This window comes from Sphingorhabdus sp. (assembly GCF_023910635.1).
In the GTDB taxonomy this organism is placed as follows: domain Bacteria; phylum Pseudomonadota; class Alphaproteobacteria; order Sphingomonadales; family Sphingomonadaceae; genus Sphingorhabdus_B.
This window is the reverse complement of record NZ_JAAVVZ010000006.1, coordinates 123055-141022: the sequence shown is the minus strand read 5'-3', so window position 1 is coordinate 141022 and position 17968 is coordinate 123055. Positions and strand designations below refer to the sequence as shown.

Genomic DNA, 17968 nt, shown 5'->3' with positions numbered 1-17968 from the left:
AGCAAGGATATGGCAGCAGTTGATGGTGACTGGGACGTAACAATCAAAAGCCCGATGGGTGACCAAAAAGCAGTATTGACCGTCAACAGCGACGGCGGCAGCTTTTCGGGCCAGATGTCAGGTGGACTTGGTTCCATGGACATCGCCAATGGCACCGTTGATGGCGATACGTTGAGCTGGGGCATGGACATCACTGTGCCTATGCCAATGCATTTGAACGCCACAGCAACCGTGTCGGGCGATGCCATGACCGGCGAGGTGAAGGCTGGTGCCTTTGGTTCGATGGGCTTGACCGGCACACGCAAGTAAAAGGCCGCAGCGCGCGTCTTGCGCTGACACGCACATTCCAGGCCGTCTATCCGACTGGGTAGGCGGCCTTGTTCTATTTGGCGTCAATGCTTATGTTGAGGTTGAACGCGTTTCCTCCGAATCGCGATGATCAAGATCGGAGCCTCGTCATGAACCAGTTTGCACCTTCGTCGCAGTCGCGCACGTCCTTGGCGCGTTTGGCATTGTTCGTGATCCCGACGATCATGTTTCTCGGTTTTCTCTCAGGCACTATGTCGGGATCAACGGCCGACAACGCATGGTACCAAACATTGCTTAAGCCCGATATTCAGCCGCCGGGCTGGGTATTCGGCGTCGTTTGGCCCACTTTATATCTCATGATGGGCCTTGCATTTGCGATGGTGTTGAACGCGCCCGGCGCGCGGGACCGAAATGTGGCAATCGCACTTTTCCTTTCGCAATTCGTGATCAACCTCACGTGGTCGCCGATATTTTTTGGTGCGCATCAGGTGACAGCCGCATTTTTCATCATCCTCTTTATGCTCGGGCTAGCGATTGCCACTACCTTTGTATTTGCGCGGGTGCGCAAGGCTGCGGCGTGGCTGATGGTGCCGTATTTGGTGTGGATCAGTTTCGCTGCCATTCTGAATTTTCAGATCGACCAGCTTAATCCCGACGCGGAAAGCCTTTACGTTCCGGCCGCGACTTCCCAAATAGGGTGAACTGGTCCATCCCCTGACCGTAATGGAGTGAATGACATGCAAAGCGAAAAGCGCATTTTTGACGATTTGGCTAAGGTTTTGAACGGCGTTGCCGGAACCGTTGCGGGCATGGGCCGTGAGGCCGAGGCGAGCATGCGCGAACGTGCGCGCGAATGGGCGGGCGGCCTTGACCTTGTGTCACGCGAAGAATTTGACGCCGTCAAAACCCTCGCGGCCAATGCCCGCGCCGAAGCCGATGCCCTTGGTAGGCGCGTTGCCGCCTTGGAAGCGGCCTTGCAGACAAAAGGCGGCGCAGCAGCCGCCAAGACGAAGCCAGCGACCAAGCCGGCAAAAGGTCCATATTGAACTTTTCCACAGTTGGCCCACAGCCTAATGTTGCACGTTGACGCAAGCCCCTTGCGTGCGAGTCCGTCAGGGGGCAGACTCGAACCAACACGACAGGCGCAATCAATATGCACGATGCAGACGAACAATATGAGCAATTCGAGCGCGATGAATCCGCGCCCGTAGACATGCTCGCGGCTTTGTTTGAGGCGCGCGGCTGGTCATTTGAACTGGATGGTGAAGACGAAATCACCGCTGAATATAAGGGCAGTTGGGCCAGCTATCAGCTTCGCGCGATCTGGCGTGAGGAAGATAATGCGCTTCAACTGATCATATTGCCGGATATCACTGTGCCCACGGACAAGCGGGCGAGTGTTTACACAGCGCTTGGTCTTATCAATGAACAATTATGGCTTGGCCATTTTGACATGTGGTCGGCCAATGGCATATTGCTGTTCCGCCATGGCAGCCTGATGGCATCAAACGGCTTGTTGGGTGTTGACCAGGCGCAAACCATCATTGACGTCGCGATTGACGAATGTGAGCGTTTCTATCCGGTGTTCCAGTTCATCATCTGGGGCGACAAAACGCCTGAAGAGGCCATTGCCAGCGCGCTTATCGAAACGCATGGAGAGGCTTAACCCGCGAGCGTGAATTTACGCGGTCCTAGCCTTAATCAGATAATGCATATAGCCCATGGCGATGGGCTTATCCCGGTCTTCCTGCCATGCCCGCGCCTCAACATTGGCCATCGTCCGGCCAAGGCGTGTGACTTCGCCGACCGCATAGGTCATTTGGTTTAGGCCCCCACGCATGAAATCGACAGTGACATTGACCTGTTTGATATTGGAATCGCTGCCTTTGGCCCTAAGCGCCTGATGAATGGCGGCGATGGCGGCAATTTCGAGCAAGCCCGAAATCGCCCCGCCATGCAGGAAGCCTGGACGGCCCTGAACGCGGTCGGCAAAGGGCATGCCGATTACCGGCGCGCCGTGGATTTCGTCGACAATGTCCATATCGAGCGCGCGGGCATAGGGCGGAAGGGCTGGCTTATCGATCATGATATGCGGTCCCCAATGCGGATGAACGTGCCGGTCACATGCGCCAAGGGTTCGTCCGGGTTTCCATTATGCGCAAAGCCACGCACAAAGCCGATGCTGTTGGTCAAATGGTAGCAAATCCCCCGACCATAAACGCGTTCACCCGAGGGCGAGGGGCGCAGATAGTCGATCCGCAGGTCCATCGTCACTTGCGGACGGAATTCACCAAGCTTGGTCCAGATCGACATGCTGGTCGCGTTATCCATAAGGCTGATGATCACGGCAGAAGCCAATATGCCAGTGTCGGGGTCCGCAACAAGGTCTTCGCGCCAATCAATCGCAAGTTCAACCCAGTCGTCGCCATGGCCAACATATTCCATGTTGAGAAATCCGCCATGGCCGAATTTACCCATCATCTTGTTAACCAAGGCAGGGTCGAAGGCAGCGCCCTTTGGCGTGATGCTGCCCAGATCAGGTTTGCCAAATGCCATCTTATTTACGCGCGATCATTGCAGGGAATATAGGCGCGACCCGCGCCTTTGAAAGCTGCGCATACGCAAAGCCCGCTTTCAGAACATCATGGTCATGCCATTTTGGGCCAATGAAGCTGAGGCCAATCGGCAGCCCGCCAGACAGGCCCATGGGCACCGTCAGATGCGGGAAGCCTGCAACGGCGGGCAACTGGCTGGCGCTTGGCCCGGAAAAGGCATCGCCCTTACCCAAATTTGAAACCCATGCAGCGCCGTTGGTTTGCGCGATGATGACATCGACCTTATTGCTGGCAAACATATGGTTCAGCGCTTCAGTCGCCAGCCCGCGTGACGTGGCCAAGGCTTCCAGATAAGCTGGGTCATCCAGCCCTTTTTCCTTATCCGCCGTTTCAAATATGTCTTGACCGAAATACTGCAACTCCCTGTCGGCGTTCGCATTATTGAACGCGATAATATCAGCGAGCGTTTTGTGCGGGACCAGACCGTCGGGCAAGCCCTGCAAATAAGACGCAAGGTCGGCTTTAAGCTCTGTGAGCAATACCTTAAATTCGCCCTGTCCGATTTTTTGTTGGTCAATCTTGCTGGTGTCGAGAAGAATGACTTCCGCCCCGCCATCCTTGAACTTGGCAATGGCAGCGTCAAACAAGGTGGCATCGGCATCGGGTGCGCGGATGACGCCAATGCGCATAGCTTTTAGGCCGTTCACCGAAAGGTCGGTTGCATAATTGCCGCGCCAACGGTCGGCATCTGCTGTCGCTGTATCTTGCGGGTCGCTGCCGGCCATAAAGGTCAGCATGATGGCGGCGTCACGCACCGAACGCGTCATGGGCCCTGCGGTATCCTGACTGTGGCTGATCGGTACGACAAAACGGCGCGAGACCAAGCCGACGGTCGGTTTGAACCCGACCACGCCATTGACGCCAGCCGGGCAAGCGATCGATCCGTCGGTTTCCGTGCCAATCGTGCCTGCCGCCAAAGCTGCTGCCATCGCCGCGCCACTTCCGCTGGAGGAGCCGCAACTGTTGCGGTCAAGTGCATGCGGGTTCTTGGTTAGGCCACCAACCGCGCTCCAGCCGCTGGTGGAATTGTCAGACCGGATATTGGCCCATTCGCTTAAGTTGGTTTTGCCCAAAATCACGGCGCCTGCCGCGCGCAAGCGGGCAATTAGCGGCGCGTCGCGGTTGGTGATATTGCCCGCAAGCGCCAGTGATCCGGCGGTTGTCGGAAGCGGGCCTGCAACCTCGACATTGTCCTTCACCAAAATTGGGATGCCATGCATTGGTCCGCGATATGTGCCAGCGCGCAATTCGGCGTCCATCGCGCGGGCCTGGTCGAGCGCGTCGGGGAATGTGGCAATGACCGCGTTCAGCATAGGTCCGCTGTCATCAATGGCAGCAATACGCGCGAGGTAAGCGGCGGTTATCGCTTCGCTGTTGAACGCGCCATCATTAATGCCGTCCGCCAGTTGCGCCAGGTCCAGATTTTCAATTGACCCTGCTTTGGCCAGATTAACCTGCGCTTGCACGGTCGATGGCGGCATTGCGACCGATGCAACGGCTGGTTGCGCAAAAGCGCAAGATAGGGCCAATATCAATTTCAATTTCATTTGGCGTCTCCCTTTGCCAGTTCTGCCCCACGGTCGCACGCGGCGCGCAGCGTCTGCGTCATCAATCTGTCTAAAGCATTATCGGCATCCAGCACCGCAAGGCCAGCGGCAGTTGTGCCGCCCGGACTGGTGACGCGCGCGGCGAGTGCCTTTGGCGTTTCGGGGGACGTCGCGGCCAAAATCGCCGCCCCTTCGGTCATCTTTATGGCCAACTGCGCGGCCACCGCGTGCGGCAATCCTGATGCTTCCCCGCCTTTGGTCAGTGCATCAATGACGCGGTAGATAAAGGCTGGGCCTGACCCCGCCAGCGCCGTTACCGCATCCATATGGGCTTCGTCGTCGATCCAAATGACGGCCCCCAAAGGCGTTAGCCAAGCTGCGATGTCCGCCTTGACCAATTCCGTTTCATTTGGCGCAAACACGCCAAGGGGTGATTTGCCGATAGCGGCTGCCAAATTGGGCATCAGCCGGATAATCCGCGCGGAAGGAAATGCCTCCGACAGGGTTTGCGTTGTGGTGCCAGCGAGTATCGAAATAACCCATGCTCCGGGCGCAAGCAATGACGCAATGTCGGGTGCGAGCGATGACAAAAGCTGCGGCTTGATACCCAACACGAGCACATCAAATGGCCGCGCAACCTCTTGTGACGCGCGCGATACCGCAACGCCCGCAGGCAGGTTTTCGGCGACAGGGTCAACAACGTGGAAAGTGTCAGGCGACACGCCAGCGGCCACCCATCCGCGCAGCATTGCGCTGCCCATATTGCCGCAGCCGTAGAAACAGATTTGAGATGGAAAAGCGGACATGGCGACCTTGATAATGTTCAAGCCCACCTCATGCCCTATCCATGCGTGGACGGCAACCGTAGGAACAGTGACAAGCCCTCTGGCGCGGGTAAGGGCGGCGGGCCTGCATGGCGTACCGCATCGGCGCGCGCACGGTTTAGGATAGCCGCTGGCACATGGGCGTCATGAAAAACATGGTCCGCCTCACCCAATAACCGCGCGGTCAGCAAGGTCAGGTCATCGGGATTATCCGACAGCAACGCGATTTCGATTATGCGGTCGCCCTTTGGCTCTTCGGGGGCTTTCAACCAAACTTCGACGGTGTCGGGCGCGTGATTGCCAAACGGGTCCAGCAGGCCACCTGCGGCAAAGCCTTGATCCAGCGCGCGTCGGCGCTGTGGTCCCTCGGGCCAGCGTTCGCGGATGGCTGCGCGCGCAGCCGAAATCGCATTGGCCAGCGGGCCTAAGGTTTCGGGCAATAAGGTTTCAATGCGCTGGCGAATGGCCTTTGCCATGCCCGCCGACGCCCCACCGGTGCCCACCGCCACCAAAACGGGCGACCTGTCCACAATCGCTGGCGTCGTGAAATCGCAGTTTTCAGGCCTATCCACGACATTGACGAGCAAACCGCGCGCTTTTAAATCATCGGCGGCGGCGCAAGCGTCGTCTTCGTCCGCGATGGCCACAAAAGCAATCCGGGCGTCCTTATGACTCGCATCCACACACATGCCGCCCGCGCGTTCTATCAGGCGTCTTTTGGCATCCGCCATTTCGCCTTCACCGACCAAAATGACATTCCTGCCTTTCAGATTCACAAATATCGGCAACTGATCCAACGCGATTTCCTATTTCAGCCAGTCGGGCACATGCTCCGCCGCCAAGATCGTCTCCGGCGAAATCCGTTCCGCCACGACCGCGAACTTGTCGCCATCGACGAGGACTTCGGGCACAAGTCCACGGCTGTTATATGTGCTCGCCATCGTCGCACCATAAGCGCCAGCGGTGCGGAAAATGGCAAGGTCATTGGCCATAACAGGGTCAATCTCACGACCCATGGCGAAGGTGTCGCCGGTTTCGCATACCGGGCCGACGATATTGGCCAGCATCTTGTGCCCATTGGGTACAACCGCTTCAAAATCATGCCAGGCATCATAGAGCGCGGGGCGCGCCAGATCGTTCATTGCGGCATCGACGATAACGAACGGCGCATTGCCCGCACCGGGCTTCACGCGGATGACGCGCGTCAGCAAGACGCCTGCATTGCCAGCGATAACGCGGCCGGGTTCGAACATCAACCGCACGCCCCAATCCTTGGTCACGCGCGCGACCATCGCGCCATATTCGGCGGGGTCTGGCGGATTGTCGCCGTCGCGGTAGCGCACGCCAAGGCCGCCGCCCAAGTCCACATGCGTGACCACATGGCCCGCCGCACGCAATTCCTGCAGCAGCACGCCTACCTTTTGAAAGGCTGTTTCAAGCGGCTCAAGGCTCGTTAACTGACTGCCAATGTGCAGCGCGACACCGCGCATGTGCAGGTGCGGCAAGATGCTTAGCCGTGCGTAAATGCCCTGCGCGCGGTGGATGCCGACGCCAAATTTATTGTCCGCTTTGCCCGTTGAAATCTTGCCATGGGTGCCCGCGTCCACATCGGGATTAATACGCAGCACGGCCTGCGCGGTCAGGCCAAGCGCAGCGGCCAGCGCCGCCAGCTCCTGACCTTCTTCTTCCGATTCAATGTTGAACTGGCCAATGCCTATCTTCAATGCGCGGGTCATTTCTTCGGCGGTTTTACCAACGCCGGAAAAGACAATATCTTCGGCTGCCATGCCGGCGGCCAGCGCGCGGTCCATTTCGCCGCCCGAAACGACATCGGCGCCATAGCCCTGCCGCGCGAGAACTTTCAACACAGCAAGATTCGGGTTCGACTTTACCGCAAAGGCCAAATGCGGATTATCAAGCCCTGACAAAGCCGCACGAAACACCACTGCATGCCGTTCGAATGTGGCCCGTGAATAGACATAAACGGGCGTGCCAACGGCATCCGCAATATCGGCTAGCGATACGTTTTCGGCGTGCAAGACGCCATCGATAAGATCAAAATGGTTCATGATGGATACTTATTCGGGATCGGTTTTGGCAGGTGGCGTTTGTTCTTCGGGGTTTAAGGGCTTGGGCTCCTCCCCCGGTGCGACATCAAAGGGGTCATCCTCCCGCCTTTCCGAACGTTTCAGCAATTCATCGGTACGCCCGGGACGCGCCTGCACCGATGGCGTCGTTAATATCCGCGCGCTTTGCTCGGTCGTCTGGCCATAAGCCTGCGGCGGAAGGGCATTGCCCGAACGCGGTTCAAGGTCGCCAACCTTACCGCATGCGGTGGCGGCCAATGCGACGCCGATTACTAACAGGACGCGTTGCAATTTCATGCCTCAAGTTCCTTTTTTGCCGCAGCGATGGCTTCTTGTACACGCACGGGCGCGGTGCCGCCAGCGCTGGTGCGACTGGCGACGGAGCCATCAATCGACAGGTCTGGCAAAGTGCAGCCTGCGAGCATCGGGTTGATCGCTGCCAAATCCTCTGAGCTAATCTCCGACAGGCCAATGCCGCGTGCCTCGCAGTTTTTGACGATGCTGCCCGTGACATGGTGCGCCTCACGAAAGGGCATCGCAAATGCGCGCACCAGCCAGTCGGCCAAATCGGTTGCGGTGGAAAATCCGGTGTCTGCGACCTCCCGCATGCGACCTGCGTTGAACGTCACATTGGCAACCATGCCCGTCATCGCGGCAATCGACAAAGCGAGCAGGTCATAGGCCTCAAACACCGGGGGTTTGTCGTCCTGCATATCTTTGGAATAGGCCAAGGGCAGGCCCTTCATGGTGATCATCAGGCTGTTCATGCACCCGATGATCCGCCCCGAATGGCCCCGCACCAGCTCAGCCGCGTCGGGGTTGCGCTTTTGCGGCATGATCGAGCTGCCCGTTGACCAGGCATCGGGCAAGGCGATGAAGCCAAAGGGTTGCGATGCCCAAAGAATCATTTCTTCGGCCAGACGCGACAGATGCAAGGCGGTTTGTGCCGCCGCCGTCAGAAACTCCAACGCGAAATCGCGGTCGGATACGGCGTCCAGACTGTTACCCATTGGACCGTCAAAACCAAGCGCAGCGGCGGTGGCGGCGCGATCAATCGGGAAGGATGTGCCCGCCAAGGCCGCGGCCCCCAAGGGCGAGAGGTTCAGGCGGCGGCGGCAATCGGTAAAGCGGCTGCGGTCGCGTTTTGCCATTTCATAATAAGCCATCAAATGATGCCCAAGCGTCACCGGCTGCGCCACTTGCAAATGGGTGAAGCCGGGCATGATGCTGCCCACATGTTCGTCGGCGCGGGCGACGAGCGCCAATTGGAACGCGCGCAGGCCAGCATCGATTTCCTGTGTGGCGTTGCGTACCCACAGACGGAAATCGGTCGCGACCTGATCATTGCGGGACCGGGCGGTGTGCAGGCGCGCGGCAGGTTCGCCGATAAGCTCCCGCAGGCGCGTTTCGGTGACCATGTGAATATCTTCAAGCGTCAGATCAACGGGCACGCCATTGGCTTGATATTCGGCGTGGACCGCGTCGAGCCCCTTTTGGATCGCAGCATTGTCCGCCTCCGAAATGATGCCGCTTGCGGCTAACATATCGGCATGCGCTTTGCTGCCCGCGATATCCTCTTGCCAAAGACGCTTGTCGAATGGGATGGAGGCATTTATCTCGCGCATGATTGCGCCGGGGCCTTCGCCGAACCGGCCGCCCCACATGCTATTGGAATCCGACATGCGCTTTGTAATTGCCCTAATCCTTCTGGTGTTAACCGGGTGCGATAAAGAAACCCCAGGCCAGGGGCAAGCGCAACCCGCATTAGCTGCAAACTTGGATGCCGCAGGCAAGACCGAGATCATGTTGGAAAGCGCAAATGGCACCCGCGCGACGCTCAGTTACAAATTCGCGGGCCAAAAGGCACCAACCGCGCCCTTTGCGGACGCCGACGGACAGGATGTGACTTTGGCAGATTTTGAAGGCAAGCCGTTGTTGCTCAACATTTGGGCGACGTGGTGTGCACCGTGTAAGGCCGAAATGCCGACGCTGGACGCGCTGGCAAAGCTGGAAAAGAACCGGATGGCGGTCATTGCGGTATCCCAAGACCTTGAAGGCCGCACGCCCGTCTTGGCCTTTTTCAAGGAGACTAAGGTCCAGAATCTGGTGCCCTATACCGACGCCGACAACGCAATATTGGCCGCGTTCAACAACGCCATCGCCCTACCCACGACCATATTATATGACAGCGCAGGCAAGGAGGTCTGGCGGATTGCGGGCGGCGTCGAATGGGATGACGCCGAAATGGCAAAGCTGCTGCGCACAGCAGACTGAAGCGATGTTGCGTCAAGACGCGGCGGTGTCGGAACGTCTCGGATGTGCGAATGCGTATGGATTCGGTGGGCCGACGCACGAGGCGGTGATATGGGGTTGACAATATAATGATATTATATGACATTTTGGGAATTACGAATAATTTAGTGGTCCGTCACCGTAATTGTAGGTGGTGGATCAAGCGACATGTGTTGTCGCCGTCTAAAAAATTGGCGCGAAGTTCTTGACGAACTCGGAAAGTCAGTTGAAGGGGAGTGGAACTAAAAAAGAACATTGCCTATTTCGGAGGCTCGCTCACATGAAGTCGATTGAACTTTTCGCAGGAGCCGGTGGGCTAGGGATGGGACTAAGTCAGTCTGGTTTTCACCCAGAAAAGATAGTTGAGTGGGACAATTGGTGCTGCGATACCATCCGGGAGAACAAACGCTCCAGTGTCCATCCTGTCGCATCGTGGCCTGAGCCAGAACAAGGCGATATTCGTCACTTTGATTTTCAATCGCTAGAAGGAAAGGTTGCGTTGGTTAGCGGCGGACCCCCTTGTCAGCCATTTTCGCTTGGTGGCAAGCACAAAGCCCAAGCTGATCACCGCGATATGTGGAACGAAGCCGTGCGCGTCGTTCGAGAAACGAAGCCACCTGCTTTTGTGTTTGAAAATGTCAAAGGCCTGACCCGCGCGTCGTTCGCATCATATCTTGCATACATTGTTCACCAACTGACTTATCCCGAACTTAAACGAAAGGCCGATGAAGATTGGCTCTCGCACTTAGCGCGGCTGGAAGCGCATCATACATCGGGTCGAGAAAGTGGCCTCAAATACAACGTGGTGTATCGTGTGTTGAACGCAGCCGATTATGGAGTGCCGCAACGCCGCGAGCGCGTGGTGTTCGTTGGGTTTCGGTCGGACCTTGGCATTGAGTGGTCGTTTCCCGAACAGACTCACTCATTTGACGCATTATTGTGGGATCAATTTCGTGGCTGCGAATATTTAAATCGCCATAAAGTTGACGTCGCTGCGTTGGGCGATCCAAGGTTACGCGCGAGAGCATTGCGCCTACCGTTTCGTCCAGCAACAAGTGCATGGCGAACGGTGAGGGATGCCATGATTGGCCTGCCTGATCCTGAACACAAAAAAGCGGAAGCACTTCATTTCCATAACCATCGCTATCAGCCGGGCGCTCGCAGTTATCCGGGGCATACCGGTAGCCCGCTAGACCTACCCGCCAAGACATTAAAGGCAGGTGTGCATGGGGTGCCAGGTGGTGAGAATATGCTGTTACGCCCCGATGGGTCGGTGCGGTATTTCACCGTGCGTGAAAGTGCTCGGTTGCAAACATTCCCAGACGATTATCAACTGCATGGTTCATGGACTGAGTCCATGCGGCAGCTCGGCAATGCGGTTCCTGTTGAATTAGCTCGCGTGATCGGTGACGGTGTTGCGTCACGACTTGTGGAGGGCGCATGAATAGCCGAATAGCTAATGTTGATAACATCACTGCGCTTCAAGAGAGTATAAGCCGCCTCTCGGCAGAGGCGACGGGTACGTTGGTTTCGAGCCATAAGCGCAAGAAAATAGAATCGCAAATCAAGGTGGCAATTGATGAATTGACAGCGCTGCTTGCAACGCTTGATCCAATCGCCCAGCCCACCGCTGTATTTGATCCGAGCAATCCTGAAGTCGTAGGACGGTTTGTGGCGCTGGCTATGGTTGCCCAAGAGCGCCATCCGTTATCCGATATTCCAAAGTTCTATGGTTCTGGCGTTTATGCCATATACTATAAAGGCCCGTTTCCGGCATACCAACCAATCTCTGGAACCGAGACTCCGATTTACGTCGGTCAAGCGTCGCCCGCGCTCAACAATGCCCGGACGCCAAGCGAGCAGGGCGCAAAGCTCTGTGGTCGCCTCACTGATCATCGCAAGAACATCGGCAAGGCCGCTAGTACGCTCAGCCTTACGGATTTCGAGTTTCGGTCGTTGGTGGTGCAAAGCGGTTGGGAAACGGCGGCTGAGGATTATCTGATTCATCTTTTCTCGCCGATCTGGAACAGCGAAACAAGTATTTTATACGGCCTCGGCAAGCATGGAGATTCAGCTATTACTCGGGCGAACCGACGGTCGCCGTGGGATACGTTGCATCCCGGACGTGCTTGGGCGGCAGCATCAACAACGGACGCAAAATCAATTTCACAAATCAATAACGAGCTGGCTCAGCATTTTGCCAAACGACCTGTTTATGCTGATTTGGATGCCGTTTTGACGAGCTTTATCGAGGAATTGCGGCAAGCCTAGGTAACCGTCGCCTGAAAAAATGTTATTCATAGCTACTCATAGAATTACGGTGATGTTGTGGACAGGAATTCCGGTGACAGTGCACTAAATTATTCTGAAGGTTCGGAAAACCCGAATCAACTCAACAGTGCGCCGTCCACAACATCACCGTAATTTCAAGCTTACGTCAAGACGCGGTGGTGAGGGGTTGACAATGTAATGATATTATATCACCTGATTCCTATGTATCGAATATTCAGGGAGAAAATGTCTTGCGCTCTATTTCCATTTTGCTTGCTGGTGCCTCATGTCTTGTAACCGTTCCGGCCTTTGCGGAAGAGAGTGCGGATGCCGAAATTACGGTCACAGGCATCCGCCAAGCCTATCAGGGCGACTTTGAAGCGAAAGAAGTCCCACAAGCGGTTAGCGTGATCGCTTCCGAGACTTTGGAAGACAATAACATCTTACGCCTGACAGATGCGCTTGACCTGAACGCCTCCGTTTCTAGGCAGAATAATTTTGGCGGCCTGTGGGATAGTTATGCAGTGCGCGGTTTTGCGGGCGATGAAAATCTTCCTAGCGGCTATCTGGTCAATGGCTTCAATGGCGGTCGCGGCTTTGGCGGGTCGCGTGATGTGGCTGGTGTCGAACGGATTGAAGTGCTGAAGGGGCCCGCAGCGGCGCTCTATGGGCGCGGAGAGCCGGGTGGTACGGTCAATATCATTACCAAACAGGCTGAATTTGATGCCCTGAAGGTCAACGCGTCAGGCCTTTACGGCAGTTTCGACCGGGTCCGTTTTGATGCGGATGCAAACTTGCCCGTTGGTGAGAGCATTGCCGTGCGCCTGATCGGATTCTCCGAAAAATCAGACAGTTTCCGAACAACGGTTGGCAGCAAGCGTTATGGCTTGCTGCCCTCCGTCGCCTTGAAGCTCGCAGAAGGCACGGTACTCAGCTATGAGCTTGAGTGGACGCGCAGCGAGGCTGACTTTGATCGCGGCATCGTTGCGCCTGGTGGCAATCTGAACGCCATGCCGCGCCGCAATTTTCTTGGAGAGCCAGGCGACGGACCGCTTGAGGCGAAAGTAACCGGTCATCAGTTGCAATTGCAGCACGCGTTTTCGGATGATTGGAGTGTGTTGATCGGCACTAGCTATCGTGAAACCGCTTTGGAAGGTTTTTCCAGCGAAGCCGAGCTTGCCAGTGGCAGGCAGTTTCTTGGCCGCCCCGCGACACCCAATGTGCTGTCGCGACAGCGCCGCTTCCGCGACTATGAAGGCGAACATTTCGTTGTGCGCGGCGAGCTGTCGGGTGATTTCGAGCTTGGCGGATTGCGCAACCGCTTGCTGGTTGGTGTCGATTATGACGAATTCGACAATGGCCAGCTTTTCCAGCGTTTCCGTCCCGCGTCAGTAACCGCCACGTCAACCGAAGCCGCGCAATATGCGGTCAACATATTAAACCCCGTCTATGGACGCTTCCCCCTTCCCGTGACGGGGCCGTTGACCAACCGGCTCGATCAGCAAAAGGCCTATGGCTTTTATCTGCAGGATCAGATCAGCCTGTCTGACGCGCTCCAGGTTCGGATCGGCCTGCGCTATGACGACTATGATGTTCGTTCGCTTAACCGGGCGACAAGCAGCAGTCAGAACCGTTCGTTTAGCCGGGTCAGTCCGCAATTCGGGCTGGTTGTTAAGGCGAGCGAAGCCGTGTCATTTTATGCGGCTTATGGCGAAGGCTTCCGCTCCAACCTTGGCGCGCGCGCCAATGGCGAGGTGTTCGATCCGGAGTTTAGCAAATCTTTTGAAGCCGGGGCCAAATTCGGGCTGTTCGACAACAGCTTGAGCGGCACAGTTTCATTGTTCAATCTGAAAAAGCGCAATGTCCTCGCAGCCGATGTTGCCAACCCCGGATTCTCGATTCCGGTCGGCAAGGCGGGCAGCACAGGCCTTGAATTTGATCTTGCAGGCAAGCTGCCCGGCGATGTCGATCTGCTCTTCTCCTACGCTTATGTCGATGCCAAGGCGAAGGCCGACGTACTCGATCCCAATTTCAGCCTACAAATCCGCTCGGGCGATCCGTTGATCAATATTCCCAAGCACAGCCTCAATGCGCAGCTCTCAAAGCGCTTTACCATCGGCGATGATCGCGGCCTGACCTTTGGAGCAGGCATACAGCATGTCAGCGAACGGCTGGGGGAGACAGCCACCAACTTCTTCCTGCCCAGCTACACGCTGGTTCGCGCCTTTGCTAAGGCCGAGCTGATGGAGGGGTTGGAAGTGTTTGGCGATGTCAAGAACCTGTTCAACGAAACCTATTTTACGAATAGCTTTGCCCGTCTGTGGGTTGCACCAGGCAGCCCGCGCGCGTTCACGGTAGGTGCAAGGGTCAGTTTCTGATGGCCGCGATTGAAATATCTGATTTGCGCGTTGAGCGCGGTGGGAAGCTCGTACTCAACGATCTTTCGCTGACGGTCGCAGCAGGCGAAATCTATGCGTTACTGGGTGGCAATGGCGCGGGAAAATCGACGACGCTGTCGACCCTGCTGGGGTTTTTGAAACCAAGCGCAGGGAGGGTTGTTGTCGCCGGAACCGATCCGACAAATGATCCAGAGGCCACGCGCCACAAAATCGCCTATCTGCCCGAAAATGTCGCGCTCTATGAACATCTGACCGCGCGGGAGAATGTCGATTATTTCTTGGGCTTGGCGGGTGAAGCCCACAGCAACGCGGACATTGAGGCTGCATTTGATGCCGCAGGCCTGCAAAGTGAAGCGCGCAGCCGGAACCTATCGGGTTTTTCAAAGGGGATGCGGCAAAAGGTGGCCATTGCGCTGGCGGTAGTGCGGCAGGTGCCTGTGCTGTTGCTCGACGAGCCGACGTCCGGCCTCGATCCCAAGGCGACAGCGGATTTCAATGCGCTGCTTTCGACATTAAAGGCGCGCGGCACCGCGATCCTGATGGTGACGCACGATTTGCTGGGGGCGGCGGATTGCGCCGATCGGATAGGTTTCCTTGATGCCGGGCATATTGTGGAAGACGTAAACCGCGCGCAAGGCTTTGATGTCATGGCGCTCCACCGCCGTTATGGAGAGGCCGTCGCCGCATGAATGCGATACGGCTGATTGCACGCGATGAATGGCGGCTGCTGCGACGCAACCGCGTCGCTATGCTTGGGCTTTTGATGTTGATTGCGTTGTCGATTCTGGCTGCGCTGACGTCGATCAGTAGCCGCGATAACAGCGATGCCATCCGCGCCCGTTTTCAGCAACAGGCCGATGCGGCGTTTGATGGTGCCCCTGCGCGCCACCCGCACCGTATGGTGCATTATGGCCATTTCGTCTTCCGACCGCTGCCGGTGCTGGCCGCGTTCGATCCGGGCGTTGACGCGTTTACGGGCAATACGATCTACCTTGAGGGCCATAGGCAAAACAGCGCCAATTTTGGCGATGTACGACAAAGCTCGCTACTCGTCCGTTTCGGCCAACTCACCCCGGCATTCGTCTTACAAGTGCTAGCGCCATTGATGCTTATCTTTATCGGCTTTGGCGCAGTCGCGCGCGAACGGGAACGCGGGACGATCCGGCAGATGTTTGCGCACGGCGTATCTGCACGCAGCCTTTTGTTGGGAAAGGCATGGGGGCTGGCGACGATAGCCGCGCTGATGCTCGCGCCGGCTGCGCTCGCATTGGGCTGGCTGATTACGGTCGAGGGTGCGCCGCGCCTTCCCGGCCTCTTAATGCTCGGCGGCTATGCGCTCTACCTTGCGATCTGGGTGTTATTGATAACATTAGCGTCAGCGCTTGCCGCGCAGGCGCGCACCGCTCTGATGGCGCTGATCGGGATATGGGCCTTTGCGGTGATCCTGCTGCCGCGCATTGCGCCGGACTTGGCGCTCGCCGCCAACCCAGCGCTAACGCGATTGGAAACCGATATTGCAATCCAGAGGGATTTACGGGCGATGGGCGATAGCCATAATCCGGACGATCCCTTTTTCAACGCCTTCAAGGCACGCACGCTTCAACAATATGGCGTGGGCAAGGTTGAAGACCTGCCCGTCAACTATCGTGGACTGCTGGCTTTAGAAGGCGAAAAACTGACATCAAAACTGTTCGATGATTATGCAACGCGTCAGTTCAAAGCGCAAAAAGCGCAAAGCCAGCAAACCGATTTGGTAGGTCTATTCAGCCCAGCCATCGCGCTGCGCCGTGCCTCGATGGCGATTGCTGGGACCGATCTTGAGGGACATCGACGCTTCCTCTCGCAATCGGAGGCCTATCGCTTCGATATTGTGCAGCAGCTTAATGAATTGCAGGCAAAATCCATTGCTTATACCGACGACAGCAATCGCAACAAGGATCCGGAGGCTGCGCGCCGTGTGCGGATCGATCCGAAGAATTGGCAAGACGTGCCCGATTTCAATTATCGCGGTGCCTCGACACCGGAAAAAGTGAAGGCCGCCTTGCCAGGTCTTGCAATGCTCCTGACGTGGCTTGTCGCCTTACTCCTGGGCGTGCACTTTACGGTTAGGCGGCTGGAGGCAACGGCATGAGCCCTTTATGGACACTCGAAGCTCGGCTTTTCCTGCGGCAACGTCTGGCGCTGCCCGCACTTTTGTTAATGGCAATTCTATCCATCTTTAGTGTCTGGGCGGGCATGACCGAGATGTCACGTCAGCGGGACATTATCGCGCGTATCCAGCCGCAACAGGCAGCCGATGTCGCGGCCATTGCCAAATGGGTGTCCAAGGAAGGGGATGCCGGAAATGCCGCTTATTACACTTTCCATGCAACATGGGACGCGCCATCTCCGCTCGCCTTTGCCGCCATCGGCCAACGCGATGTTGCCCCTTATATCCTGCGCGTCCGGGCGCTGGGACTAGAGGCGCAACTCTATGAAAGCGAAAATTACAATGCGGAGCTGGCGCTGCCGGGCCGCTTCGACTGGGCGTTTGTGCTGACATATATTGCGCCTTTGCTCGTGATCATATTGCTCCATGATCTCAAGTCTGGTGAGCGCGAGGCTGGCCGTTTCAATCTGCTCGCTGCCATGGCGCGAAGCGAGCGCGGTTTATGGCGACGGCGCATTGTCCTGCGGCTGGGTGCGTTGTGGCTGATGCTGGTGCTACCCTTTGCCGTTGGCGCCATAATTTCGGGTGCGCATTTTGGCGGCATGGCCATGTTCTTTTTGGTCTCCGCAGCGTATCTTGTCTTCTGGACCCTGCTCTGCCTGTGGATCGGTAGTCGGGGCTGGAGCTCGGTTACCAATGCCGCGACATTGGCGGCAAGCTGGCTGGTCCTCACGTTAATCCTTCCTGCTATGGCGCATCTCGCTATCAACATGGTAGTGCCGGTGCGTCAGGGTGTAGAGCTCACGCTTGCGCAGCGTGAGAAAATCCATGGTGGTTGGGACCGGCCCAAGGCGGAAACAATGCAGGCCTTTTTCAAGGTCCATCCCGAATGGAAAGACACCAAACCGGTCGAAGGCGGCTTCCACTGGAAATGGTATTATGCATTCCAGCATCTGGGCGACCTTGCCGCTGGCGGCCAAGCAAAGGCCTATCGTGCCGGCTTGGAAAGGCGCGATAGCTTGACCGTTCGTACCGGCGTCCTCCTGCCTGCCGTGGGCGTCCAGACGCTTCTCCATCGCGTGGCAAAAACGGATATGCGCGCAGGCCTTGCCTACCAGGATCGCATTCGCTTCTATCACGAACGGCTGCGGCGCTTTTATTACCCCTATCTGTTCAACGAAACGCCCTTTCGCGAAGCTGAATTTGCCAAGACGCCGAAATGGGATTGAGTTATGGGGCGGTCACGACCCCCAATAGCCCCGCCCGGGTTCCATGTTTTGCCTTACGTCGTTCGGATTGGTTCGGCGGCCAAATCAGCCGCCAGATCGGCATTGGCAATTATGCCATGTGCGCAAATGACCATGACCCGCCAGAATATAGGGCGCGCTTTGCGGCCTAGGGCGGGTGCCGACGTGTAAAATGTATCGTAACTACATCACGTTACTTGCCAATCTGGCGGATTGGTCCATTATGCT

The 17968-nt window shown here is 56.9% G+C and carries 19 protein-coding genes; 11 read left to right on the top strand and 8 right to left on the bottom strand.

The window, feature by feature from the left end:
* The first annotated feature begins 9 nt into the window (after positions 1-9).
* The 4 genes from HEQ34_RS05455 (at position 10) to HEQ34_RS05440 (ending at position 1975) form a co-directional block, all read left to right on the top strand.
* A complete protein-coding gene (locus tag HEQ34_RS05455) occupies positions 10-309 on the top strand; it encodes a hypothetical protein (protein ID WP_296198498.1) in 300 nt (99 codons plus the stop codon).
* 149 nt (positions 310-458) lie between these two features.
* The gene (locus HEQ34_RS05450; RefSeq protein WP_296198496.1) at positions 459-1010 is read left to right on the top strand and encodes a TspO/MBR family protein; all 552 of its coding nucleotides are present in this window, start codon (positions 459-461) and stop codon (positions 1008-1010) included.
* A 36-nt stretch (positions 1011-1046) separates the two neighbouring features.
* Positions 1047-1355: an accessory factor UbiK family protein gene (locus tag HEQ34_RS05445; protein WP_296198494.1), complete on the top strand. Its 309-nt coding sequence runs from the start codon at positions 1047-1049 to the stop codon at positions 1353-1355.
* A 107-nt stretch (positions 1356-1462) separates the two neighbouring features.
* Positions 1463-1975, top strand: coding sequence for a YbjN domain-containing protein (locus HEQ34_RS05440; protein ID WP_295497623.1), 513 nt, complete (start codon positions 1463-1465; stop codon positions 1973-1975).
* A 15-nt stretch (positions 1976-1990) separates the two neighbouring features.
* On the opposite strand, the gene HEQ34_RS05435 is transcribed toward HEQ34_RS05440, so the two are convergent.
* Genes HEQ34_RS05435 through argH form a run of 8 tightly spaced genes read right to left on the bottom strand, consistent with a single transcriptional unit; the run spans position 1991 to position 9046 of the window.
* Entirely contained in the window at positions 1991-2395 is a 405-nt protein-coding gene (locus tag HEQ34_RS05435; RefSeq protein ID WP_296198490.1) for a PaaI family thioesterase, read from the bottom strand.
* Positions 2392-2865, bottom strand: coding sequence for a PaaI family thioesterase (locus HEQ34_RS05430; RefSeq protein ID WP_296198488.1), 474 nt, complete (start codon positions 2863-2865; stop codon positions 2392-2394). Before HEQ34_RS05430 ends, HEQ34_RS05435 begins: the two co-directional genes overlap by 4 nt.
* Position 2866: 1 nt before the next feature.
* Positions 2867-4471: an amidase gene (locus HEQ34_RS05425; RefSeq protein ID WP_296198485.1), complete on the bottom strand. Its 1605-nt coding sequence runs from the start codon at positions 4469-4471 to the stop codon at positions 2867-2869.
* Positions 4468-5298 (bottom strand): pyrroline-5-carboxylate reductase, encoded by an 831-nt coding sequence (proC, locus tag HEQ34_RS05420; protein WP_296198483.1) that lies wholly within the window; start codon positions 5296-5298, stop codon positions 4468-4470. Before proC ends, HEQ34_RS05425 begins: the two co-directional genes overlap by 4 nt.
* 14 nt (positions 5299-5312) lie before the next feature.
* On the bottom strand, positions 5313-6092 hold the full coding sequence (locus HEQ34_RS05415) for an NAD(P)-dependent oxidoreductase (RefSeq protein WP_296198481.1): 780 nt from the start codon (positions 6090-6092) through the stop codon (positions 5313-5315).
* A gap of 9 nt (positions 6093-6101) precedes the next feature.
* Entirely contained in the window at positions 6102-7364 is a 1263-nt protein-coding gene (lysA, locus tag HEQ34_RS05410) for a diaminopimelate decarboxylase (protein ID WP_296198478.1), read from the bottom strand.
* Between the two features lie 9 nt (positions 7365-7373).
* A complete protein-coding gene (locus HEQ34_RS05405; protein WP_296198475.1) occupies positions 7374-7679 on the bottom strand; it encodes a hypothetical protein in 306 nt (101 codons plus the stop codon).
* On the bottom strand, positions 7676-9046 hold the full coding sequence (gene argH / locus HEQ34_RS05400) for an argininosuccinate lyase (protein ID WP_296198599.1): 1371 nt from the start codon (positions 9044-9046) through the stop codon (positions 7676-7678). The genes HEQ34_RS05405 and argH overlap by 4 nt, the downstream gene beginning before the upstream one ends.
* Before the next feature lie 16 nt (positions 9047-9062).
* On the opposite strand from argH, the gene HEQ34_RS05395 reads away from it, so the two are divergent.
* From HEQ34_RS05395 to HEQ34_RS05365, 7 genes are all read left to right on the top strand, one after another.
* Positions 9063-9656: a TlpA disulfide reductase family protein gene (locus HEQ34_RS05395; RefSeq protein WP_296198472.1), complete on the top strand. Its 594-nt coding sequence runs from the start codon at positions 9063-9065 to the stop codon at positions 9654-9656.
* 223 nt (positions 9657-9879) lie between these two features.
* The gene (locus HEQ34_RS05390; RefSeq protein ID WP_296198468.1) at positions 9880-11118 is read left to right on the top strand and encodes a DNA cytosine methyltransferase; all 1239 of its coding nucleotides are present in this window, start codon (positions 9880-9882) and stop codon (positions 11116-11118) included.
* On the top strand, positions 11115-11945 hold the full coding sequence (locus tag HEQ34_RS05385) for an Eco29kI family restriction endonuclease (RefSeq protein ID WP_296198465.1): 831 nt from the start codon (positions 11115-11117) through the stop codon (positions 11943-11945). Before HEQ34_RS05390 ends, HEQ34_RS05385 begins: the two co-directional genes overlap by 4 nt.
* A gap of 251 nt (positions 11946-12196) precedes the next feature.
* Positions 12197-14323, top strand: a complete 2127-nt coding sequence (locus HEQ34_RS05380; protein WP_296198417.1) for a TonB-dependent siderophore receptor — start codon at positions 12197-12199, stop codon at positions 14321-14323.
* Positions 14323-15033: an ATP-binding cassette domain-containing protein gene (locus tag HEQ34_RS05375; protein ID WP_296198414.1), complete on the top strand. Its 711-nt coding sequence runs from the start codon at positions 14323-14325 to the stop codon at positions 15031-15033. The genes HEQ34_RS05380 and HEQ34_RS05375 overlap by 1 nt, the downstream gene beginning before the upstream one ends.
* Positions 15030-16475 carry a DUF3526 domain-containing protein gene (locus HEQ34_RS05370; RefSeq protein WP_296198411.1) on the top strand — a complete coding sequence of 482 codons (1446 nt, stop codon included), beginning with the start codon at positions 15030-15032 and terminating at the stop codon, positions 16473-16475. The genes HEQ34_RS05375 and HEQ34_RS05370 overlap by 4 nt, the downstream gene beginning before the upstream one ends.
* Entirely contained in the window at positions 16472-17722 is a 1251-nt protein-coding gene (locus HEQ34_RS05365; protein ID WP_296198408.1) for a DUF3526 domain-containing protein, read from the top strand. Before HEQ34_RS05370 ends, HEQ34_RS05365 begins: the two co-directional genes overlap by 4 nt.
* The last annotated feature ends 246 nt before the right edge of the window (positions 17723-17968 follow it).